At 41.6% G+C, this 22367-nt stretch carries 18 protein-coding genes; 8 read left to right on the top strand and 10 right to left on the bottom strand.

The window, feature by feature from the left end; genetic code table 11:
* Window positions 1-68 precede the first annotated feature (68 nt).
* Both OKW21_RS12225 and OKW21_RS12220 read right to left on the bottom strand, forming a co-directional pair.
* Window positions 69-1136, bottom strand: a complete 1068-nt coding sequence (locus OKW21_RS12225; RefSeq protein WP_277479776.1) for a Gfo/Idh/MocA family protein — start codon at window positions 1134-1136, stop codon at window positions 69-71.
* A 127-nt stretch (window positions 1137-1263) separates the two neighbouring features.
* Window positions 1264-1728, bottom strand: a complete 465-nt coding sequence (locus OKW21_RS12220; protein ID WP_277479775.1) for a nuclear transport factor 2 family protein — start codon at window positions 1726-1728, stop codon at window positions 1264-1266.
* A 48-nt stretch (window positions 1729-1776) separates the two neighbouring features.
* Here OKW21_RS12220 and OKW21_RS12215 point away from each other — a divergent pair, with 48 nt between their 5' ends.
* The 3 genes from OKW21_RS12215 to OKW21_RS12205 all read left to right on the top strand — a co-directional run bounded on the left by OKW21_RS12215 (window position 1777) and on the right by OKW21_RS12205 (window position 4885).
* Window positions 1777-2358: an LOG family protein gene (locus tag OKW21_RS12215; RefSeq protein ID WP_277479774.1), complete on the top strand. Its 582-nt coding sequence runs from the start codon at window positions 1777-1779 to the stop codon at window positions 2356-2358.
* A 559-nt stretch (window positions 2359-2917) separates the two neighbouring features.
* Complete coding sequence (locus tag OKW21_RS12210; protein ID WP_277479773.1) at window positions 2918-3121, top strand: Sec-independent protein translocase subunit TatA/TatB; 204 nt, start codon at window positions 2918-2920, stop codon at window positions 3119-3121.
* 318 nt (window positions 3122-3439) lie between these two features.
* Window positions 3440-4885 carry a M48 family metalloprotease gene (locus OKW21_RS12205; protein ID WP_277479771.1) on the top strand — a complete coding sequence of 482 codons (1446 nt, stop codon included), beginning with the start codon at window positions 3440-3442 and terminating at the stop codon, window positions 4883-4885.
* Between the two features lie 23 nt (window positions 4886-4908).
* Here OKW21_RS12205 and OKW21_RS12200 read toward each other — a convergent pair whose 3' ends face one another.
* The 4 genes from OKW21_RS12200 to OKW21_RS12185 form a co-directional block, all read right to left on the bottom strand.
* A complete protein-coding gene (locus OKW21_RS12200; RefSeq protein ID WP_277479769.1) occupies window positions 4909-5760 on the bottom strand; it encodes a transglutaminase-like domain-containing protein in 852 nt (283 codons plus the stop codon).
* Window positions 5761-6711: an alpha-E domain-containing protein gene (locus OKW21_RS12195; protein ID WP_277479767.1), complete on the bottom strand. Its 951-nt coding sequence runs from the start codon at window positions 6709-6711 to the stop codon at window positions 5761-5763.
* Window positions 6712-6715: 4 nt separating this feature from the next.
* Window positions 6716-8188, bottom strand: a complete 1473-nt coding sequence (locus tag OKW21_RS12190) for a circularly permuted type 2 ATP-grasp protein (RefSeq protein ID WP_277479765.1) — start codon at window positions 8186-8188, stop codon at window positions 6716-6718.
* Between the two features lie 505 nt (window positions 8189-8693).
* Entirely contained in the window at window positions 8694-9806 is a 1113-nt protein-coding gene (locus tag OKW21_RS12185; protein ID WP_277479763.1) for a PepSY-associated TM helix domain-containing protein, read from the bottom strand.
* 180 nt (window positions 9807-9986) lie between these two features.
* On the opposite strand from OKW21_RS12185, the gene OKW21_RS12180 reads away from it, so the two are divergent.
* Window positions 9987-10469 carry a GNAT family N-acetyltransferase gene (locus tag OKW21_RS12180; RefSeq protein ID WP_277479762.1) on the top strand — a complete coding sequence of 161 codons (483 nt, stop codon included), beginning with the start codon at window positions 9987-9989 and terminating at the stop codon, window positions 10467-10469.
* 470 nt (window positions 10470-10939) lie between these two features.
* Here OKW21_RS12180 and OKW21_RS12175 read toward each other — a convergent pair whose 3' ends face one another.
* Entirely contained in the window at window positions 10940-12052 is a 1113-nt protein-coding gene (locus OKW21_RS12175) for a Gfo/Idh/MocA family protein (RefSeq protein WP_277479761.1), read from the bottom strand.
* Between the two features lie 114 nt (window positions 12053-12166).
* Window positions 12167-13717, bottom strand: a complete 1551-nt coding sequence (locus OKW21_RS12170; RefSeq protein ID WP_277479760.1) for an alpha/beta hydrolase-fold protein — start codon at window positions 13715-13717, stop codon at window positions 12167-12169.
* 306 nt (window positions 13718-14023) lie between these two features.
* On the opposite strand from OKW21_RS12170, the gene OKW21_RS12165 reads away from it, so the two are divergent.
* The 4 genes from OKW21_RS12165 (at window position 14024) to OKW21_RS12150 (ending at window position 20054) form a co-directional block, all read left to right on the top strand.
* Entirely contained in the window at window positions 14024-15652 is a 1629-nt protein-coding gene (locus OKW21_RS12165; protein WP_277479759.1) for an aminotransferase class V-fold PLP-dependent enzyme, read from the top strand.
* Between the two features lie 71 nt (window positions 15653-15723).
* Window positions 15724-16992, top strand: coding sequence for an amidohydrolase/deacetylase family metallohydrolase (locus OKW21_RS12160; RefSeq protein ID WP_277479757.1), 1269 nt, complete (start codon window positions 15724-15726; stop codon window positions 16990-16992).
* 86 nt (window positions 16993-17078) lie between these two features.
* A complete protein-coding gene (locus tag OKW21_RS12155; protein ID WP_277479756.1) occupies window positions 17079-18266 on the top strand; it encodes an amidohydrolase/deacetylase family metallohydrolase in 1188 nt (395 codons plus the stop codon).
* Window positions 18267-18323: 57 nt separating this feature from the next.
* Window positions 18324-20054: a PQQ-dependent sugar dehydrogenase gene (locus tag OKW21_RS12150; RefSeq protein ID WP_277479755.1), complete on the top strand. Its 1731-nt coding sequence runs from the start codon at window positions 18324-18326 to the stop codon at window positions 20052-20054.
* A gap of 149 nt (window positions 20055-20203) precedes the next feature.
* On the opposite strand, the gene OKW21_RS12145 is transcribed toward OKW21_RS12150, so the two are convergent.
* Both OKW21_RS12145 and OKW21_RS12140 read right to left on the bottom strand, forming a co-directional pair.
* Window positions 20204-21607, bottom strand: coding sequence for an alkyl/aryl-sulfatase (locus OKW21_RS12145; protein ID WP_277479754.1), 1404 nt, complete (start codon window positions 21605-21607; stop codon window positions 20204-20206).
* A 100-nt stretch (window positions 21608-21707) separates the two neighbouring features.
* Entirely contained in the window at window positions 21708-22319 is a 612-nt protein-coding gene (locus tag OKW21_RS12140) for an NAD(P)H-binding protein (protein WP_277479753.1), read from the bottom strand.
* Window positions 22320-22367 lie beyond the last annotated feature (48 nt).

The raw sequence follows: 22367 nt of genomic DNA, 5'->3' as shown, positions 1-22367 counted from the left end.
AAGGCTAAGCTGGCGAAATAGTTAAACATGTAAATCATGTACCAATAACAAGAAATGGGTTACATTGATTATTGTAACTCAATCGTTTTTCCTGTTTTAAAAGACTTGTCAGCGGCCAGTACTATTTTCATACTATTGATAGCATCCTGATGGTGCTGAGATAAGTCCAGGTCTTCCTTGATTGCTTTTAAAAAGAGCGCTTGCTCTAGGTCACATAGTCCCTGATGATCGGGCTCATCTGCCGTACTGACAATTTCATCGGGAATAGTAAATTTTCCATTGTTGTCACGATCAGCTTTATGGACTTTTAATGCATTGGTCTTGGAATGTGCATCTACATCGTCAGAAGCACTTTGAGAGTCCATTATGTTTACACATCCTTTAGGACCCACTACATCTTTTACGAAGAAAGCTGTTTCGCTGATCATAGGTCCCCAGCCTGCTTCATACCAGCCTACCGATCCGTCATCAAAAGTAACCTGCAACTGTCCGTAATTATACATACCCTCCTGTATCTCATCTGTCAATCGAGCGCCGATAGCACTTACCCGTATCGGTTTGGCTTCTGTCATCAAGCACATTACATCCACATAGTGGACACCACAGTCTACAATAGGAGACATTGATTTCATTAAATTTTTATGGGTTTCCCAGGTTGTGCCGCTGCTTTGCTGATTCAGGTTCATTCGCATTACCAGTGGTTTTCCTAATGTTTTGGCAATCTCTATAAACTTCTTCCAGGCAGGATGTACCCTTACGATATAGCCGATCAATAATTTTTTATTGTAGTCTAGCGCGGCTTTCGCAATTTCTTCGCATTTTTCTACAGTCTCAGCCAGGGGTTTTTCGCAGAAAACATGTGCCCCTGCTTTGAAGCTTTTCAGTATATAATCATAGTGCGTGTCGGGATAGGTATTGATAGACACTGCATCTGGCTGAGCGGTTTCAAGAGCAGTATCTATATTGTCAAACAAAGCAATATCTCCACCCAGTTCGTTTGCAAGTTTTTCACGGCTGGCAGCGCCACGGCTTACCAGGCCTACAATATTGAACTCAGGCATTTTATGATAGGCTTTTGCGTGTGATGCGCCCATATTTCCACATCCTACAACTAATACATTGATAGGGGTGCTCATAGTAAAAAAGGATTTAGTAGTGTTTAAAAAACTTAAGAGAAATGTAATATTAGTAATTTTTAATCCACAGGCAGTAGTTCGTAATGCTTTTTAGCCTTTTTTTAGTAAAAAAATATATAGTGTGTCTTCATGGGCAGTTTTCCAGTCTTCGGGTATCGGTAATGACCAGAATTTTCCACCCATCATCAGCTTTATAGAGCTGAAACGCATTGACACCACAATGACTAAAATTTTGCCCCAGATAAAATTCGTAAGGTGTCCATGCTGAAGCAAGCCTTTCATCAACTTTGATTTCGTAAGATTTAATTCTTTCATCCCATACCTCTGTACGAGGGCTGGCCACTGCGGTCTTGAATTTTTCTATTGACACTTCATGTAAGCTGACCTTGCCAGCCTCTTCTATTACGGTAAGCAGTTGAGCGTTGGGCGCAAAAATTTTCTCAATCAATAATGTATCACCCTTCCGCATACTTTCAAAAAGTTTTTGTATGGTTGAAATAATCTCCTTATCAGCTGCTTGTGCGGATACCTGCAAATAGCTCAGACCAAGGAGAAAAATGGTAATTAAGCAAAATAAATTTTTCTTGTACATCAGATAAGTTGTAGCTTCGCAATGAATGGATTTCTGAAACACTAATTAATGAAAAGTATTGCAGTTTTTTGTGCTTCCAGAATAGGAAATAAGCTAATTTATAAGGAAACAGCGGCCGAAGTAGGCAGGATGCTGGCTCAAAAAAATATCAAAGTTATTTATGGTGGAGGTAATGTAGGTTTGATGGGCGCATTGGCTGATGCCGCCCTAGAAGCCGGAGGGGAAGTGATCGGAGTAATTCCCTACTTTCTGGATGAAAAAGAAGTTGGGCACGAAGGCTTGACTCAATTAATTAAAGTAGAGTCCATGCACGAGCGCAAGATGAAAATGTCAGAGCTATCTGAGGGAGTGATCACACTTTCCGGAGGCTTTGGAACACTGGAAGAACTTACTGAGATGCTAACCTGGTCTCAACTGGCATTGCACAGAAAGCCCATTGGAATTTTAAACACTGAAGGGTACTATGACCATATGGAAAAACTCTTTGATCACATGTATGAAGAGGGCTTCCTAGCCGAAGAAACAAGAAAAATCGCAATTTTTGATAGCAATCCAGAGCATTTATTCAATAAAATGTGCAGCTTTGTACCTGAACATTTATCACAATGGCTGGATAGAGATAAAACGTAAAAAAAGCTCAAGAACACTTGCTCCTGAGCTTTCTGCTAAACTAACCAAACCAAACTATGCTATGTATAAATTTGTTCAATTTTTCAGTTAAATTGGAGGGGTAGAAAAAGCTATTCCTTCAATTTATTACATTTTTATTTTCTTCTCTTTATCATATTGATAACATCTTTTCTTCCAAAGAACGTTTCAATACCTGTAAATTTTATTCCTAAATTCTTGATTTTCTCGGTAATATTTCATTCAAGCGTTAGAACAATTATGTAACGCAGTGAAAAAATAAATAGTGCCATATCTGAAAAAATAATTTTCTCCTTAATATATTGACATTCAGATTCTTATGAGTGTTAACTTCTATTATATATGAGCACATCCTTCAGCTAAACAATTAGTAAGCATCATATGACTTACAGTTAGGCAGGTGACAGGTAGAGCTGCCAGAATGTATTTTTACCGTAAAAATTATGCGTACAAAGCACTTTATTTTATTGAAAAAGGTTACATTAGAAGATTATTTGTGATGAGATAAAACTGAGATACAATTTAATTAACAGATACACTTATGTTAGCAACGTTATTATTCATCGGTGGATTGGGAGGATGGGAAATCATGGTAATTCTCCTGGTTGTTCTCGTATTTTTTGGTGCCAATAAGATTCCTGAAATCGCAAGAGGAATGGGAAGAGGTATTCGTGAATTTAAAGACGCAACCAAAGAAATTAAGAACGAAGTTGAAAATGGTATTAAGCTAGATGAGAAGAAATAACCCATTTTCGTTTCAACATTTGTAAGCTGCCTACTGGCAGCTTTTTTTTTGCAGTTTCTTTTTTACTCATTTCCTTATCCTGCTATTAGCGCGTATGAACTGATCATTTCCTTTCATTTCTGGCTTAAAATGTGAAATCGTGATAGCATTTTTTTCAATATACCTGTTCAAATAAAGTTTTATCTATTCATCTTTTCATAGAAAGATGTAGAAAATCGTCTACATCATTCTTATTGCCTTACCCTCAGAAACCCTCTCATTGGTCCTGCGCTGCCTTTGCATTGATTTTGGAACATTAGTTAGAAAAATAGAAAGATAATGGAAACACAGAGGCTATTTCAGACTGCAATAATATTAATGATTTTTCTACTATCGGAAAGTTGTGCAACCAATCCGGTAACCGGAAAAAAAGAATTGATGCTTCTCTCCAAGAGTCAGGAAATCGCTATGGGAAAACAGTCAGATCCTGAAATAGTCAATTTCTTTGGTCTTTACGATGATCCCGAGATGCAAAAAATGATTCAGGAGCGCGGCCAGGAAATGGTGGAAGTATCGCACAGGGACAAGCTAAGCTATGAATTTAAAATTGTTGATTCCCCGGTAATCAATGCGTTTGCTGTGCCAGGAGGTTATGTTTATTTTACAAGGGGTATCATGGCACATTTTAATAATGAAGCAGAATTTGCCGGTGTATTAGGCCATGAGATAGGCCATATTACGGCTCGACATTCAGCCAAGCAGTACAGTAACTCTATGTTGGCACAGGTAGGATTAGCAGCAGGCATGGTTATATCTCCAGAATTTGCTCAGTTTGCGGACATCGCGCAGCAAGGCATAAGCTTGCTGTTTCTTCAGTTTAGCAGAAACCATGAAAGGCAGTCCGACAAATTAGGTGTAGAATACGCTACTAAAATAGGTTATGATGCTGCAGAAATGGCCGGTTTCTTCCAAACCCTGGATAATATCAGGCAGCAAGGTGGTGGTGAAGCCACGCCCACCTTTTTATCTACTCATCCTGACCCTCAGGACAGAGAGCAGCGAGTACAAAGACTGGCTGAAAAATGGAAAAGTAAACTGGAAGGAACTGACTATAAGGTAGAAAGAGACAGTTATCTGAAAATGATTGACGGGATGGTCTATGGAAAAGATCCTAAACAAGGGTTTGTGGAAAACGGCACATTTTTTCACCCCGTTTTAAAATTTAAATTCCCCATACCCAATCAATGGACAATACAGAATACTCCCCAACAAGTTCAATTGGCTGAAAGAAACGGCAATGCTTTAATGCTATTAAGATTAGCGCAAAGCGCTTCATTGGAAGAAACCGCAAAGGAGGTGCTTGCACAGAATCAACTTGAGCTCGCAGAGTCTAAAGAGTTAACTGTCAATGGTTTACCTGCAATTGCGATGGTTGCTGATCAAAACCAGGAAGGAGGATCCATAAGAACACTGACCTATTTGATACAATATGATGGAAATATCTATTATCTGATGGGTATCAGCCGTGCAGAAGATTTTAGCAGATACAGTGACACCTTTATGAGTAGTATGCGCAACTTTAGCGAATTGAGAGATCCTGAAATGTTGGATATGAAAGCAGAGAGAATTATCATACGTGAAGTTCCTGCAAGTGGTACTTTATCCAGTGTATTCAGTAAATTGAATGTTGAGCGGGAGCGGTTTGAAGAAATGGCAATTCTTAATGGGATAAACCTAAATGACAGGGTAGAGCAAGGCATGTTGATTAAAACTGTCGGAAAATAGCAGAGGCGTAGCACTAGTTTCTTTCATTGATCTACTACACTAACAGCGTACTCTGTATAATTAACTGTTCCGGGTTTGATAAAACCATTGATGGCACGACAATCCTGATAATCCTGACCATCTGAGATTTTGAGGTAATGATGATCTGCTAATAAATTATTGGTGGGGTCAAAACCAAGCCAGCCATACTTAGGAAACAGAACTTCTACCCAGGCATGCATCTGGCCGGCACCAATAGTGTTTTGACCCTGATGTAAATAGCCAGAAACATAGCGGCAGGGGATAAGCTGGCTTCGTAATATACCAATCATAAAATGTGCGTAATCCTGACACACACCTAGCTGTCGGATTAGTGTCTCCCGGGCACTTGTAAAAGGGGTTGTGACATTTGACCGATAATTTAGATATGAATGGATGCGCTGATTGAGTTGATGTATATATTCAAGTAAAGGCATAGCTGAAGTTTTCAACATGTTTTCCGGGACTTCACTTTTAGAAATATCCGTCAAATAGGTTTGATTAAGGAAGGGGTAGTTTTCAATCTGAAATGTTTCAGAATCAAGCATCTGAATTTCGTCTTCAGGAGGTAACATGTCATACATGCTGGGAAAATATGTATCCTGTTTCTTTAGCATAACGCACTCATACCGGAAATCTAAAGTGTTGAAAGGGGTTGCCAACCTCAGGCAATATCTTTTGTAGCTAAAGATATTTTTGGTGTAAAAGCTTGTTCCCTCTACAGAATGCGTGTTTTTTTCATTGACAATGCGCTGGGTATCATTTTCATGGGGAGCTACCAGAAACTCAAAAAAAGCTTCTTGCACTTGCTCTTCATATCGGTTATTACTTTCATAAGTGATGAGATATTCAATCATCTAGTATTGCAGATATTGCTTCTCTAAGGTTTTACCAATATGGATTATCTGATTTTCTAGCTTATAAAGAAATTCAGCACCTTCCTCTACGATATCGTCTATCATCAGGTAATCCATATAAGCGATGAGCTTTCCGGTAAAAAACTCTGCCGAATCAGGAGTTACAGTTTGATGGTCACTGATAATTTTAAGGTTTTGTCGTAATTCTTTAAGGTTAAAAAGTACAGATTTAGGAAATTTGTTGTTGAGTATCAGGAATTCCACACCTCTTTCACGGTTTGGTGATTCATGGTAATAATGGCGGCTCATGTCAAACCCTCCTGCGCTGCGGAGTAATGAGGCCCAATGATAGCCAACCACAGCAGGGCTCAGCTCATCTGTATCAAGTTTATTAATATCTTCAAGTTTCGTAATTAAAATTTTACAGATTTGCAGGGTTCTTTCTAGATTAATTCCCGCTCTGATCAATGACCAGGATTGGTTTCTAAGCAGTGTATTGTCAGCTACTCCTTTGATGATATTTACATGGTTGAGAATATGCTTACAATAGTCATAGGGCCCCTTTTTTTGAAATGTATCAGCGGTGTACTTGGCCGAAGAATGATAAAACCGGTTGATGGTCTCCCAGATTTCAGTAGATAAGTTATCCCGTAAGCCCCTTGAGTTTTCTCTCACCAGGGAAAGATAATTTTTCATAGAAAATGGATACTCATCGTCGATGGTGAGAAAAAGAATGACTTTTTCGTCTTCTATCTGGTTATACCTTTCGTAATACGCATCGGTGGCTCTAGCCATGCTCAACATAGACTCCAGCGCCATATGTTTATTCAGTGCTCGTGGCGCATCTGCAGATGAAAGGTACTGTGCATTTAGATACCTGGACAGGTGTTCCAGTCTTTCAATATACCTTCCTGTCCAGAAAAGGCTGTTAGCTGTTCTTGATAGCATCATATTATTAATCCTGATATACCCAGGTGTCTTTGGATCCTCCCCCCTGGGATGAGTTTACAATCAAATTACCTTTTCGTAGGGCTACCCGTGTAAGGCCTCCTTTACAAACATATTCTATATCATCACCTGTCAGGGAGAACGTTCTTAAATCAATATGTCTGGGCTCAAACAAATTAGTGTCTTCAATGTAGGTAGAGTGCACTGATAATGACATAATAGGCTGTGCAATATACTTTCTCCGTTCTGACTTGATGACTTCTTTAAATCGCGATATTTCGTCTTTGCTGGATATATTTCCGATAAAAATACCGTAGCCACCTGATTCGTCCACCGGCTTTACCACCAGGTTCTCAATATTGTCCAGCACATAAGCCAGGTCCTCATCTTTCTCACAGCGGTATGTATGTACGTTATTTAGTATTGGGTCCTCACCCAGATAATATTTGATAATATCCGGCACATAGGTGTAAACAGCCTTATCATCGGCTACGCCGGTGCCTATCGCGTTGGCTAAGCTGACATTCCCTTCTCGGTAGGCTGAGATCAGTCCCGGAACACCCAGCAGAGAATCCTTACGAAACACCATGGGATCCAGAAAATCATCGTCAACCCTACGGTAAATCACATCTACTTTCTTAGGACCGTAGATAGTCTTCATATACACAAAATTATTCTCCACGAATAAATCACGGCCCTCTACCAGTTGTACGCCCATCTGCAAAGCCAGAAATGAGTGCTCATAATAAGCAGAATTATACATGCCTGGCGTAAGAAGGACACATACAGGATCATCCACACCATGAGGCGCCACACTGGTGAGTACTTCTGATAAAATCTCAGGATAATCTACAACGGGCTGCACATCACTTTTAAAAAAAAGATTTGGCAGTGTTTTCTTGGTGGCTATACGGTTAGAGAGTACATAACTAACACCAGATGGACATCTGAGGTTATCTTCCAATACATAAAATTTTCCGTCAGAGTGTTTGATCAGGTCGGTGCCGGAGACATGAACAAATATATCTTTGTTGGGATAAAAATCATGTACATGCTTACAGTAATGCTTGGAAGAGTAGATGAGCTCTTTAGGGACAACTTTATCTTTTAGAATCTTTTTGTCATTATATAAATCCTGAAGAAAAAGATTCAAAGCTTTGCCCCTTTGTATGATTCCTCTTTCTATGGTTTCCCACTCTTTATTGGGAATTAGTCTGGGGAAGAGGTCAAAGGGAAAGATACGTTCCACCCCCTGATCTTTATCAGAATAAACGTTAAATGTAATCCCCTGATCAAAGGAAGCACTTGTAGCATACTCAATCAGATCTTTAAAATCCTTGAGGCTTATTTGTGAAAGATATTGATGTACCTGCTGGTAGTGATTTCTTACGCTTTTATCCTTTCCATAAACTTCATCCAAAAGCTGCGGATCAAAAGGATATTTTTTAAAGAGGTCTCCCAGGCTGTTTTCTTGATCCATAATATTAATAAGGGTTGTGCAGTGAATCTAAAAATAGGAAAATTTAACAAAATACAAGGTGATTGACTGAAAAGCTTAAATAATTTTGTGATTGAAGAGAATCACAATAGAAATGAATAAAAAAATTAATGCTTAATAGAAATTAATATCCTTTACAAAATAGATTTACAAGACTGCCCTACATGGATTACCCCAGAGTAATTGCTTTGCGTCAAGTCTGATATGCATACTTCAGTGGTATGGGATGGCTGGAAGTGAAATAATAAAATCTGGTTCATCCGCTGGCGTCTCGCATAATTAATGCACAGTATTCAGATGGCTTGGTTGTTTAGATCTTTTGCTGCCTTTAAATATTTAAATGATGCCAGAACATGACTTTAGCAACAGCGTCAGTGATAGCAAAGGGCTGATTAAATAAGGACTTATGATCCTAATCTGATTTGAAAATATGTTATATATTAAATATTAAAAGGATGCTTGGGATACACTTCCGGTATGAACTACATCAAACAGGCTGCCTATTTATTTTCTTTTTTTTCTTGTTCCACCATATGATAAATCCTGTGACGGGTAAGGAAGCAGCAATAAGAGACGCCAGGCACACCAACATTTTCCCGGGAAAGCCAAAAATGTTGCCAAAGTGAATATCATAGACGAGTCCATTTAGCGTTGTAAAAGTGCTGTTCTGATCATAGACACCATGTTCAAAGTGTCCCGTAATTCGTTTTCCGGAATAACGGTCATGGTAATGATGATCAACATTATACACCAGCATGGCGGGGTCAATTAGTGCCACACGAATAGGTTCATCTTCCTGATGGGGATTGCTGACACTTATATTTTTGTTGGGAAAACGGCTTTGATACAGTTGCATTAAACTATCCATGACCAAGAACTGATCTGTTTCCCCTCCTGAATTATTAATATCTGACTTCGGAATCTCATACACGCTTTCATTTTCAGCGGTACCAGCCCTGAGTATTTCTTTTACCGCATCAAACCCCCAAAAAATTCCGGTAAGGATGCTAAAGATAAGTATCCAGGTAGCATAAAAGCCTAACACATTATGGAGGTCATAATTGAGCCTTTTTGGTGAAGCATTCCACTTAATCTTGAATAAATGCTTGCTTACTTTTCGCTTTGATGGCCACCAGAGGACCAAACCCGTGAGCAACATGGGTAAGGCAAGAAGCGTAACCCAATGTACGATTTCTCGCCCTATATCTCCCAGCATAAGGTTACGGTGGATAAACTTGATGTAATTCAGCCAGCCCTGATTCATATCTTGCAGATGTACTAACTCAGCGGAATAAGGGTTCATCTGAGCAATATAATAAGTACCAGGAGCATAGAGTAAGACCTCAGCAGTGCTACTCTTATTTCGGTAGAAGGCGGTACGAAAATCACCTTCAGGAAACACTTGATCTAATGTAGACTTAAGTGCTGAGATGGGGACGAAGGAAGTATCCCTGGCTGCTATTTTTTGTTTATAAATGATGCGCTCAATCTCGGGTGCCCAGGTATAAATCGCTCCTGATAAAGCAATGATAAAAAAAAGAAGTCCAACGCCCAGTCCGATGATCAAATGTAGTCTAGCCAGCAATTTTTTTAATGTCATGTGTTGCAGTCGTAGTTGATGTCAGTAGTAAATGTACGGTTTCAGAATTACCATTTTAAGCTCAGAAATATCTAAAAAAAAATCTAATATAACCGACTAATGTTAAATAAGACATGTTAACATCATTCCCTGGTACACGTATATAAACAAACTGGTTTCAAGCTTAATGATCAATTTGCCATGGACGATGATATATTACAATATACCAGGCTTAGGGAGTTATATGAAGATGAGGAAAAACCTTTTGAACTCTTGCTGCTTGCAGATGAAAAAAGAGAAGCTATTCAGCAATACATTGATAGTGCCAGGATTTTTGTGTTAGAAAAAGATGATATAATAATTGCTGTTTTCGTACTTCAGGAAATAACAAGTCTAAGCATTGAAATCAAAAATATAGCTGTTGCTGAAGCATATCAGGGAAAAGGTATTGGAAAATATTTACTGAGTGAAGCCGCAAAAATTGCGCAGGAAATGGGTTATGAAGACATGCTCATTGGTACTGCAAATGGCTCAATCATGCAGTTATACCTGTATCAAAAAGAAGGTTTTGAAATTGTAGGGATCAGGAAAAACTTTTTCACTGATAACTACCCAAAACCAATTTATGAAAACGGAATTTTGTGTAAACACATGATTGTACTTCAGAAAAAGCTTAATACCTAACCTATAAAGGACAGCTCACTTTATTACCGCTAATGTTAAGGTTATCGTGTAAGAACTTTAAACCAATTTTTCTGCCTGCACCTTTTATAATAGCCAGGTTGATCCATGAAAACGCAAACTTTACCGGGAGCTCAACTTTAACAGATTTTCCAGAGCCGTAGCAATTTTCAAAATCAGCACTCTTTGGTAATTGAGAGGTAAATTTTTGCTATTTCACTATCTCCAGCCATAACATATCCAGGCGAAACTTACGACAATGAGTGTTTATCATAATCTCGAAACCGATCGCATTGTGCTTTTTGACTACTTCGGCTTCGGTAAGCTGTTCAAAAGCATGAAATGCAGTTGGGTATGGGTTAACACATTGATCTAGGTCAAATCAACACCAAAAAAACTCAGATAATAAATGAGAAAAAAGAGGTGTTCGCTACTTACCCCTTTTTTCAAATTCAGACATGATTGTATACGTATTATGTAAGGTTAAGCTCTTCCTTTTTACCTGTTTTTACAGCCCTGTAAATAGCATCAATAATTTTAAGATCTTTTACGCCTTCTTCTCCGTCAACCGGGACGGGAGCTTTATTACCTTCTAAAATTATCCCTGCCATTTCATCCATTTGTACTGTCTGGTGAGTAACCACAGGCTGATTTAATTCACCTTTATGTGTTTTACCTTTGGTGGGACCATAACCCGTAGCCGGATGTAGTTCGCCAAAACCTTCTGTGCCATTTAGAAAAAAGCGATCCAAATTGCTCATTGCATAGGTAGATAAACAGGATGCTACAGCACCGCTGGGAAAGCCAAATTGAAACTGTATGGTTTCATCTACCCCTTCCTTAAATTTTACGGGGTCAGTTTTGGTTTCCTGCGCGGTTACCCAAACCGGCTCTTCACCCACCATGTATCGTGCTCCGTTGACAGAGTAGATACCGATATCCATCATGGCTCCGCCACCTGCCAGTTCTTTGTCCAGTCGCCACTGGCTAGGATCACCAATTTTAAAACCTGAAAGTCCCTGAAAAAATTTAATGTTACCAAACTCACCGGCCTCACGCATGCGAATTATCTCCAATGTGTGGGGCTCAAAGTGCATGCGATAGCCTACCAAAAGCTTTACATTAGCCTGTTTACAGGCATCTACCATTTCCTGTCCCTGCTGCGCATTAATTGCCATAGGTTTCTCACAAATGGCATGTTTGCCGGCCTTGGCTACTCGTATTACCTCCTCGTGGTGCAGCGCATTAGGGGTGATGACATAGATGGCATCAATGTCAGGATTGTTTTTTACCTGGTCAAAGTTCTCGTAGTTATAACAGCTTTTATCAGGAATGTTGTATCTGCTTTGCCAGTCCTTGATTTTAGAGGGCGTGCCGCTGATGACCCCTGTAATTTTTGCTTTCTTACAGGATTCCATGGCTCGAGCTACCCGGTTAGCATAACTACCCAGCCCCATGATAGCTACCTTCAGCACCGGGCCTTCGTAGGCCTCATTGTACAATCCAGAAAGTTGGGCAGAAGGAAGAAGTGGAAGCATTAAAGCTCCGCTGGAAAATTTTTGCAGAAAATTGCGACGTGAGTTCATAGTAAAAAGTTCGTTTAGGTTATTTACAGCTTCAGGAGAGTTAGCATAAAACTGCAATCAGCAAAATATTGATATTATACACTTTGTGCAACAATCATTTTAAAGAACATTATCTTATTCCCATTGAAAAGCGAAGTACCTACATTGTTTCTCCCCAATATTTTTAATCGCATGGGCAACATTGGAAGAAATAAAATATACATCTCCTCCCTTGGCCGGGAAAATGTCGTTTCCTATTTCCATCTCGCTTTCTCCTTCTATCATCAAAATAATTTCGCTAGCCTCATGGGTATGGGGTTCATGACTTTTGATTCCCGGATTTAGGTTCGTGACATGCATTTCATAATAGGGACACATGCTGGTTGCCCGGTGAAAAAAGTTGCGAACACCTCCTTTATCATGTGCTCTGAATTCTAGTGCATCAAAATCAATGATTGCAGATCCACCAGCTTTCCTGCCTCTGCGAGTATCCATTTCTTTCTTGGAAATATAATTCATCGTATAAAAGATAGCCTCTGGTGTAGCAGATGCTAATGTAGCCTTATCACCGGGAAGTAATACCAGTACACTGTTTTTTCCAATCGTTTTGCTACGACCTTTCAGCTTGACATTTACTTCACCGTTCTTGATGATAAATATCTGCTCTCTTTCTTCATCATAAATATCAGCTTCTTCTCCTGCGCTATTCATATAAACAGTTTTAAATTCTATCTCTTTGAAGTGCATGCTCTCCCCGCTTATCATCACACTATCTTCGGTATGTTTGGGAAAATGATGTACTTGTGACTTAATGATTTGAGGAGACACATCCCTCCATAGCCAGGTCAGTGATTCCGGCAAAATAGCACCGCCATGATTGCCGTCATGAGCGCCTTTCCCTTCAGCGAATCTATACTCATAGTTTTTAAAAGCCAGGGCGGATGCCATCTGTTGGTTGGCCAGCCACCAGTTTCCGAATTGGTTATTCAGGTCATTTTCACCATCCTGAAGAAAAACTTTAATAGCTTTTTTATCATTTTTTCTGATCATGGAGGGATAATTGTGACCGCCTCTGATATCCGTAAAACTTCCGATATGGCTCAGCACTTTGTGAAATTGCTCCGGATAAAACCAGGCAGCAGTGAAAGCACTTATACCTCCCGATGAAATGCCACAGATTGCTCTCATCTTGGGATCATCTGAAATATTGTACTGCTTTTTTAGCTCAGGAATCATTTCTTCTATAAGGAAGCGCGCGTAGGTGTCAGATACATCATCATACTCCAGGCTTCTGTTGCTTGCCCGCCACGGGGTTTCTGGCTTTTCCAGCTTAATATCATGTCCCGGATTGATAAACAATCCCAGGGTGACCGGCATATTGCCCTGACTGATAAGGTTGTCAAAGACAGTCGGCACCCTAAAGTCACCATCTTCTTGAATATACGTGTGACCATCCTGGAAAATCATTAAAGCGGCTGCTTCATCAGGATTGTATTGAGCGGGCACATATACATAATATTCACGGCTAGTATTGGGATAAATTTTACTTTCCCAGGAATGTTGCGTCAGCGTACCTTTGGGTATCCCTTTGTAGCTGTTTGAGTTGGGGCCCGGATCATACAACTTCTGGCTATTTCCAACATAAGACATCATCAAAAAACAAATCAGAAAAACGTACTTGTACATTTTAAAATATTTTAGCTTGTGTATGTAGTGTCTATGATGAATATTCATCATAGTTATTGTAGCTTTTAACGTTAGCAGCAGATACATCATCAGCGCTGCGAAAGTTATGCTCATCAGGTCTGCTTCATCTAATGTATTAATTTCTGGGGTGTTAATACATAAAATTATCCTCAGAAAAAGATTATGCTTTCCTGAAGTGTTTGATGCAGGTGTTTATTTTCAGATAGCATTGTTGCTAACTCCAGCTTTTACTATTTTTAGAAAGCTGGAAATTTTACTACCTAATCTTAACATGCACTGACTATTATGAATCGTCGAGAAATTATCAAGCAACTTTCACTTCTCCCCCTGGCAGGGACTGTGCTACCTCATGAAGCAATGCTTAACAACTCATCTTCTAAAAGTATACTATCTACTTTAGCTACCGAAAAGGGCAAGGAAAATATTTACAAAGCGATAGGCGTAGATACAATTGTAAACTGTCGTGGCACATTCACCATTATCGGGGGCTCTATTGAGCGACCGGAAGTTTTAGAAGCCATGGAAGCTGCTTCCGGTTATTTTGTGCAGTATGACGAATTGGCGTATGGAATTGGTAAACGCCTGGCAGAAATTACCAAAGCAGAGTGGGGGATGGTCTCCTCCGGCTGTGCTGCCGGTCTCAAACATGTCACAGCTGCCTGCGTAACTGGTGGTAATCCGGAAAAGCTGGTACGTATCCCTGACCTTGCCGGCTTTGAAAAAACTGAAGTCATCATTCCTCGCTATTCCCGCAATGTATACGATCATGCAGTACGCAATGTCGGTGTTAAGGTGATTGAAGTAGAAACTCCTGAAGAGCTTGAGAAAGCGATCAATGAACGTACCGCTATGATTTATATCATGACAGGAAGAAACTCAGAAAGTGGACAGCCACTCTCTCTAGAAGTAATTGCAGGAATCGCCAAGCCGAAAAATATCCCTATTCTGGCAGATGCAGCCGCTGAAGACCTTACCATACCTTGTGTTCATCTGGACAAAGGGGCAACAATTGTTGCTTACAGTGGTGGCAAAGCCATATGCGGTCCACAATGTGCAGGCTTGTTGCTTGGGGATAAAGATTTGTTGATGTCTGCCTGGCAGGCGAGTTCTCCACATCATGGCCCAGGGCGAGATAATAAAGTGGGAAAAGAAGAAATGATGGGCATGCTGGCAGCTGTAGAGGCTTGGACCACCCGTGACCACAAAGCGGAATGGAATACCTGGCTTAGCTGGCTGGATGAGATTGCAAAAAAAGTAACTAAAATTGAAGGAGTGAGTAGTAATGTAACCGAACCGAGCGGTCTTTCTAACCATGCTCCGGTACTTCATATCAGCTGGGACCCTGATAAGCTCAATATTACAGGGGCTGAACTCGCAGAGGAACTAGCCAGAAACAAACCCAGAGTGGCGATCGGAAGTCGCGATCGTGATGGAATGACTTCTGTCAATGTGACTCCCAATCAAATGAAGGATGAGGATGTAGAGGTTGTCGCTAATCGTATTTATGGCGTACTCTCACAAAAGCGAGGCCCCAGAAAAACTGATCTTGCTGCCGCCAAAGCAGATGTGAGTGGTCATTGGGAAGTAGAAGTAAACTATTTCACAAGTATTAGTAATCATGCCTTGTTCCTGGAGCAGGATGGGAACTGGATTCAGGGCACACACAAGGCTGATTTTAGCATGCAGGATATCGTAGGTATGGTAGAAAATGATGTGGTAAAGCTCAGTAGCAGGCAACGTACTTCAGGAGATGCTATAAGCTTTCTTTTTTCAGGAAAAGTTGAAGGAGATATGTTTAAAGGTTCAATCTATCTGGGGGAATATCTGACCGCTGAATTTTCTGCCAAACGTGCCAAATACGATCAAGAACGCCGCCCCGTAGTAATTCCTGGAGGACCTCCCTTGGCAACCTGATCAGTCAACATATCACTTCTATATCGTCCTAATTCTTGTTCTAAAAAATATCATTAGCAACCTAAACAGAAATGCATAAGCAAGCGTTTGTCGTAGTCTATTTTCTTGGCTTAATATTGCCGCTGTCAGTTTACGCTCAGGAACTTGACATATTATTGAAAGGAGGGCATGTCATTGACCCCAAAAATAAGATTGATGCTGTCCTGGACATTGGCATTGCAGATGGCAAAATAGCTCAGGTAGCAGCTGACATTGACGAAAGCAAGGCTGAAAAAGTGATCAGTGTGAGTGGGTTGTATGTCACGCCTGGTTTAATTGATATGCACGTCCATGTGTTCCACGGTAATGAACCTGGTTCCTACATCGCGAATGGCCCTACTAGTGTTGCACCTGATGGATTTACATTCCGCTCGGGAGTTACAACTGTAGTAGACGCAGGATCGTCCGGATGGAGAAACTTTCGTCAGTTCAAAGCCCAAACCATTGATAAATCGGAAACACGAATTTTGGCACTCTTGAATATCGTTGGTACGGGTATGTATGGGCGTTTTGAAGAGCAGGATGTTAGTGATATGAATCCAGTTATGACTGCCCATATGATTAATCAATTGTATCCCGATATACTGGTAGGAATCAAGGCCGCGCATTATTGGGGTGATTTCACTCAGGTTGATAAAGCGGTTGAAGCAGGTGAACTGGCTGACGTTCCTGTGATGGTGGATTTCGGAGAACATGATCCTCCACTCTCTATTGAATCATTATACATGGAGCATTTACGTCCCGGAGATATTTTCACGCATACTTATTCTTATGGGCCCAGCCAAAGGGAAACTATTGTGGATGAGAATGATCAGGTGAAGCCATTTGTATTTGAAGCACAGAAAAGAGGGATTGTATTTGACGTAGGACATGGGGGAGGTGCTTTCTCCTGGCGACAGGCCATACCAGCGATGGAACAAGGCTTTGTCGCTAATGTCATCAGCACCGATTTGCATACGCAAAGCATGAATGCGGGAATGAAAGATTTAAGCAATGTACTGTCTAAGTTTATGGCTATGGGACTTAGTCTTCAGGATGCAATTTTAAGGGCAAGCTGGGCACCTGCGCAGGTAATAGATCGTGAGGAATTAGGACACTTGAGTGTAGGAGCGGATGCGGATGTTGCCGTGTTTAACTTACATGAAGGTGATTTTGGTTTTGTGGATGTAAGACGTTCACGTCTCACAGGAAACAAAAAACTGGAAACAGAACTAACCTTAAGAGCAGGAAAGGTAGTCTGGGATTTGAACGGCATCAGTATGCAGGGTTGGAAAAGTGAAAAAGAAAACTCCGGGAGGTGAAGCTCTTGAATAGCACATACATCCATAGTTCAACGCTCTTAACAACTTGTAATAGAGCACTTTTAGCCTTTTTACTGGTGGGCTTAGTGAGTTTTGCTCACGCACAACAAATTGATATACTGCTAAAAGGAGGCCATGTGTTTGATCCCAAAAATCAAATTGATACGGTTATGGATGTTGCCATAGCTGATGGCAGAATTTATCATGTTGCCCCCCATATATCTGAAAATGAAGCAGACAAAGTCATTGATGTAAAAGGGTTTTATGTTTGTCCTGGGCTGATTGATATCCACACCCACGTATTTGTTGGCAGTAAAATGAACCAGTTCGCTGACGGAATCTACAGCTTATCACCTGATGATTTTACGCTGAAAGCGGGAGTCACAACAGTAGTAGATGCGGGTACCTCCGGATGGAAGAATTTCCCGAAATTTAAAGAACAAGTTATTGACCAATCCAAAACCAGGGTGCTGGCTTTTTTGAACATTGCTGGTCCGGGTATGAGTGGGAATCCCGAACAGCAACTACTTGATGAAATGGATGTGAAAAAAACCGTAGCAATGATGCAGCGCTATTCAGAAATCATAGTAGGCGTAAAAATCGGGCACTATGAAGGTGAATCCTGGATTCCTTTTGAAAGGGCATTGGCAGCAGCAAAACAGGTAGATAAGCCTCTTTTTGTAGAATGTCATTTACCACAATATGCTTTGGAAGACCAACTTGAACAGATGAGGCCCGGTGACATCATTACACATGCATTTGAAAGAGTTGATGAACGTATGTCTGTCATTGACGATCAGGACAAAGTACGCCCCTTTGTGATGGCAGCGAAAGAAAGAGGTGTCTTATTTGATCTGGGACACGGTGGTGCCGGTTTTTGGTTTAGCGAAGCCATGCCCGCACTGGAGCAAGACTTGTGGCCCAACTCATTCGGTACAGACCTGCACCGTTTTAGTATGAACGCCGGTATGAAAGATATGCTGAATGTGATGTCTAAATATTTAAGCATGGGTATGCCTACCGATGAAGTACTGCTTCGGGCTACCTGGAAACCCGCAAAGTCAATTCAAAGAGATGATCTGGGCCATCTGACTGAAGGTTCAGTAGCAGATATTGCTGTACTGAGTCTCCGCGAAGGTAAATTTGGTTTTGTGGATGCTGGTGGGAATAGAATAATGGGTAAACAAAAGTTTGAAGCTGAATTGACGATCCGTGAAGGTAAAATAGCCTGGGACTTAAATGGAATTTCTGCCCAGATTTTTACTGAAAAGTAAGTCTTTATGTTAAAGGAGATTTCGCGGAATATGAAAACATTTATAGATGAATAATAAATGAAAAAAATCACTTGGTTAGGCTTGATATTGAGCTTATACGCCTGCAATCAATCACCACAAATGCCTGCATCTGATCCGGGTAATGGAGGTCTTTTTTTACCTGAAGGATTTGAAGCATTGGTGGTGGTTGACAGCATTGGTCGGGCAAGACATCTTACGGTAAATGATAATGGTGATATTTATGTCAAACTGAGCTCTACAGACAGCCTCCGGGGTGGAAATATCGCACTTCGTGACACTACTGGTGATGGTAGGGCAGATATCATACAAAGATTTGGGACTGAGGGAAGTAAGCGGACTACCTATGGCACTGGTATGCTTATCCATAATAATTATTTGTACTACAGCACTGCTACTGAAATTTATCGTCAGGAAATAACGAATGGAGATCTGATTCCTAAGGGTAAAAAGGAGACAGTGTTAAAGGATGAACATTCGCATGGAGTACATTGGCATATTACCAAACCTATAACATTTGACAATCATGGATTTATGTATGTGCCTTTTGGAGCACCTTCAAATGCCTGTCAGGAACTAAGCGCTACGCCTAATGGAGCAACCAATGGTGAAGGCCTGGATCCTTGCCCTGAACTAGAAGAGCATGGTGGAATATGGCGTTTTACAGCAGATAAAATTGGTTTAACACAAAAGGATGGTGAGCGCTATGCTACTGGTATCCGAAGTGTTGTGGCTATGGATTGGAACCCCATTGATGAGCACTTGTATATTATGATGCATGGGAGAGATAACCTGCACAGCCTGTATCCCGATCGTTATACGGCATGGCAAAGTGCAGTACTTCCTTCCGAAGAGTTTCTGAAAATTGAAGAAGGGGCAGACTACGGATGGCCTTACTGCTATTATGACCAGTTACAACAAAAGAAAGTTCTAGCCCCTGAATATGGCGGTGATGGCAAGATCGTTGGTAGATGTGAGGATATGGACTTACCGGAAATGGGGTTTCCCGGACACTGGGCTCCCAATGATCTGTTATTTTACCAGGGAGATCATTTTCCTGAGCGGTATAAAAATGGAGCCTTTATCGCATTTCATGGTTCTACCAACCGGGCCCCTTATCCACAGTCGGGCTATATCGTGGTGTTTGTCCCTTTCAAAAATGGAATAGCTCAAGGTAGTTGGGAAGTTTTTGCTGATGGATTTACTGGCACTGATACCTTGGTAAATACCAGTGATGCCCAATATCGTCCCGTCGGACTAGCTGAAGCTCCGGATGGATCTTTATACATTACTGAATCCAATCAGGGAAAAATATGGCGAGTGATGTACAAAGGAGAAAAAGATAAGTTTGGCGAATCACATTTAGCGGAAATGGAGAAACGTAAGCTGTTGTCACATATTAAAACTCCTGATATAATACAGGATGATTTACAAAAAGAATTGCTCAGCGGCCAAAAATTATACAATACATATTGTGCAACCTGTCATCAGCAAAATGGTAAAGGCGCTGTAGGACGATTCCCGCCATTGGTAGACACAGAGTGGGTCAAAGGTGACAAACAAAGGTTGATTGAAATTGTTCTAAATGGCCTGGAAGGAAGCATTGAAGTAAATGGTGAAATGTATAACAGTGTAATGCCGCAACATAGATTTTTGAGCGATAAGGATATTGCAGAAATCCTTAGTTTTATCAGGCAGAATTTTGGTAATCAAGCCAGTATGGTTTGCGAAGAAGAAGTTGAAAAAGTCAGAAATGTTTGCGTAAACTGACTGGAAATGAGTGTTTTTAATAAGTAGGGGCTGTCAACACAAACGGGTGAAATTATCGGTAGCCAACACCCGGTATGACAAAGTGCTCGCTACGATAAAATTCTGATTTGTCAATACAGCGTGGTGATAAGTGGCGGGTAGCTAGCCAATCACTTTTTACTGTTCGCCTCAGCTTCTTTTTTCAGTTCCAAAGCATACGAGAGAGTATAATTTCTTCCGGTCGCCGTCAGCATATTTTCGGCAATACCAATCAACGCATTGGCTTTGATTATCTTGGGTTCATCCGCATTTGGGTCCAACGCTAACAAGTAATCGGTAAGAGTGGCCGCCCACTGGTAATCCTTCTCGTCGAGTGCTTGCTGAGCCGTGGCCAACAGCTGATCTTCTCCGCCCACTAAGGTTGCCATTCGCTGGGCTTCTTCTTTTGGTGTCAGCGGGTCAAGATTAATAGGATTACCATCAAACCAACCCAGGTAACCTTGGAAGATAGAGCGCACCGACCAGGCTACCGCCCCATAATACTCGGTAAGATAGTCTTGATCGGCCAACGAATCGGGTAACTGCACGTAGGTGACCAGTTCATCCGGGGTCATACCCTTATTCATTCCTTCAATGGTCTTATCAAACACAAATTGAATGGCATCCCGGTAGTTGGTTAGTGCCTGTACGGTTTCCTGTTCCCCTACGATCGGGCGCGTATGCCCCGGCACCACATGTCTTGGCCCTTCTTTTAACATCTGATCTATACTTTTATACCAGTCCTGTACATCACGGTAGGGTGCCCCCCGAATGGTATACAGGTTGGGAAAAGACTTGTAGAAGTTGTCACCTGCAAAAATCACTCTTTCTTGGGGTAGCCAGACGTACAATTGGTCGTAGGTTTCCCCGGTAGCCGCTACTAAATCCAGTTGAACCCCGCCGATGTCCAGATTCACTCGGTCTTCCTCAAAAGTGCGGGTCGGCTCGATAAGTCCCACGTTACCGGCAGGGTTGCTAACCCCTTCGGCTGAAAAAGAAGGGGCCGGAGCAATCCCGTTGTTGATGTGCCACTCATCGGGCAAGGTGAGGCCCGCCTGCCGGATTCCACGTTTCCCATTGATGGTAAGTCCCGCTTCTTTCAAGGTACGAGTTTCTAGGTCAAAGCCCTCCTGCTCCCGATAATGACCGGAACGACTCCAGATTTCCGGCGCATCATCTCCTACAAACACGCTGGCTCCCCCGGTATGGTCCCCGTGTCCGTGGGTATAAACGATAGCCTTCACCGGTATGTCGGTAATTTTGCGAAACTCAGCCAGTATCTTCTCGGCATCCGCCGGTTTCTGTCCGGTATCTACGATGATCAATCCGGTTTCCCCAATGATCATAGAAACGTTGGAGACACTGTAGCCCACCGCGGTGTATACATTATCGGTGATCTTTATAATGTCGGGACGAAATTCTTCATTTCGGGCTTTTAATTTGCGGGTCGCTTCCGTTTCTTGCTGCGCCAGTAGCGGAAAACTGGCGAGCAGCAGGCTGATCAATACGATATATGTTTTATAGGACTGGTTCATAATTATGCTGAGTTAAAGTAAAAAAATTTGTGTTCGTGGATGTTAGGTCAATGCCTGCGCTTGAAAGTATTTCATCGCTTCTAGAAGGCTGATATGCTCTCTACCCGTGGCTTTTTGATAGTCGGAGGGCACCGTCCATATCACCGTTTCTGATGCCCTGGTAAATGCCCGCGATGACTGTGCCCATAAAGTCGCCCAATTCATTGATGCGCTGCTGACGATACGCTTCAACACTCATCGGTTCGTAGTGCAGATGGGTGTCGAACACCTCGTTCATCAAGTCCGCTAGTTCGTACTGCGTGATGGCTGGACCGGTAAGATTGTAGATCTGCCCGTTGTGCTGATCTTCGGTGAGTATCCGGGCGTAAGCGTCGGCCAGTTCTGCCCGCGTGGTGTAAGCACAGCGACCGTCTCCAGCAGAGTTGGTAATCTTACCGTCTTTTCGGTAGTGATCCAGGTATTCCAGATCGGGCTCCAGGTAAATTCCGTTGCGTCCGATCGACCAGGTTAGTCCGCTGTTTTTTAGATACTCTTCCGTATGGCGATTGCTTTTCACAATCGGCGAAAAGTTAGAATCCTGTACCGGCCCAATAATGCTGGTGTATACCACTTTGCCCACCCCGGCTACTCGGGCAGCATCAATCACATTGGCGTGTTGCTGCTTCCGTTTCTCAGGATCGTCGTTCCCCGAAACGAGCAGCAGCACATCCACACCCCGCAAGGCTATGTCAAATTGTTCTCTTTGGGTGTAGTCTCCGGC

The organism is Catalinimonas alkaloidigena (assembly GCF_029504655.1).
Lineage (GTDB): Bacteria > Bacteroidota > Bacteroidia > Cytophagales > Cyclobacteriaceae > Catalinimonas > Catalinimonas alkaloidigena.
This window is presented reverse-complemented; position numbering and strand designations above follow the sequence as displayed.

Coding starts and splice junctions, on each gene's coding strand:
- OKW21_RS12215 (WP_277479774.1), top strand. CDS start 1,777: ATGAAAAGTATTGCAGTTTTTTGTGCTTCCAGAATAGGAAATAAGCTA.
- OKW21_RS12150 (WP_277479755.1), top strand. CDS start 18,324: ATGAAAAAAATCACTTGGTTAGGCTTGATATTGAGCTTATACGCCTGC.
- OKW21_RS12185 (WP_277479763.1), bottom strand. CDS start 9,806: ATGACATTAAAAAAATTGCTGGCTAGACTACATTTGATCATCGGACTG.
- OKW21_RS12180 (WP_277479762.1), top strand. CDS start 9,987: ATGGACGATGATATATTACAATATACCAGGCTTAGGGAGTTATATGAA.
- OKW21_RS12190 (WP_277479765.1), bottom strand. CDS start 8,188: ATGGATCAAGAAAACAGCCTGGGAGACCTCTTTAAAAAATATCCTTTT.
- OKW21_RS12205 (WP_277479771.1), top strand. CDS start 3,440: ATGGAAACACAGAGGCTATTTCAGACTGCAATAATATTAATGATTTTT.
- OKW21_RS12165 (WP_277479759.1), top strand. CDS start 14,024: ATGAATCGTCGAGAAATTATCAAGCAACTTTCACTTCTCCCCCTGGCA.
- OKW21_RS12200 (WP_277479769.1), bottom strand. CDS start 5,760: ATGATTGAATATCTCATCACTTATGAAAGTAATAACCGATATGAAGAG.
- OKW21_RS12175 (WP_277479761.1), bottom strand. CDS start 12,052: ATGAACTCACGTCGCAATTTTCTGCAAAAATTTTCCAGCGGAGCTTTA.
- OKW21_RS12220 (WP_277479775.1), bottom strand. CDS start 1,728: ATGTACAAGAAAAATTTATTTTGCTTAATTACCATTTTTCTCCTTGGT.
- OKW21_RS12170 (WP_277479760.1), bottom strand. CDS start 13,717: ATGTACAAGTACGTTTTTCTGATTTGTTTTTTGATGATGTCTTATGTT.
- OKW21_RS12210 (WP_277479773.1), top strand. CDS start 2,918: ATGTTAGCAACGTTATTATTCATCGGTGGATTGGGAGGATGGGAAATC.
- OKW21_RS12195 (WP_277479767.1), bottom strand. CDS start 6,711: ATGATGCTATCAAGAACAGCTAACAGCCTTTTCTGGACAGGAAGGTAT.
- OKW21_RS12160 (WP_277479757.1), top strand. CDS start 15,724: ATGCATAAGCAAGCGTTTGTCGTAGTCTATTTTCTTGGCTTAATATTG.
- OKW21_RS12145 (WP_277479754.1), bottom strand. CDS start 21,607: ATGAACCAGTCCTATAAAACATATATCGTATTGATCAGCCTGCTGCTC.
- OKW21_RS12225 (WP_277479776.1), bottom strand. CDS start 1,136: ATGAGCACCCCTATCAATGTATTAGTTGTAGGATGTGGAAATATGGGC.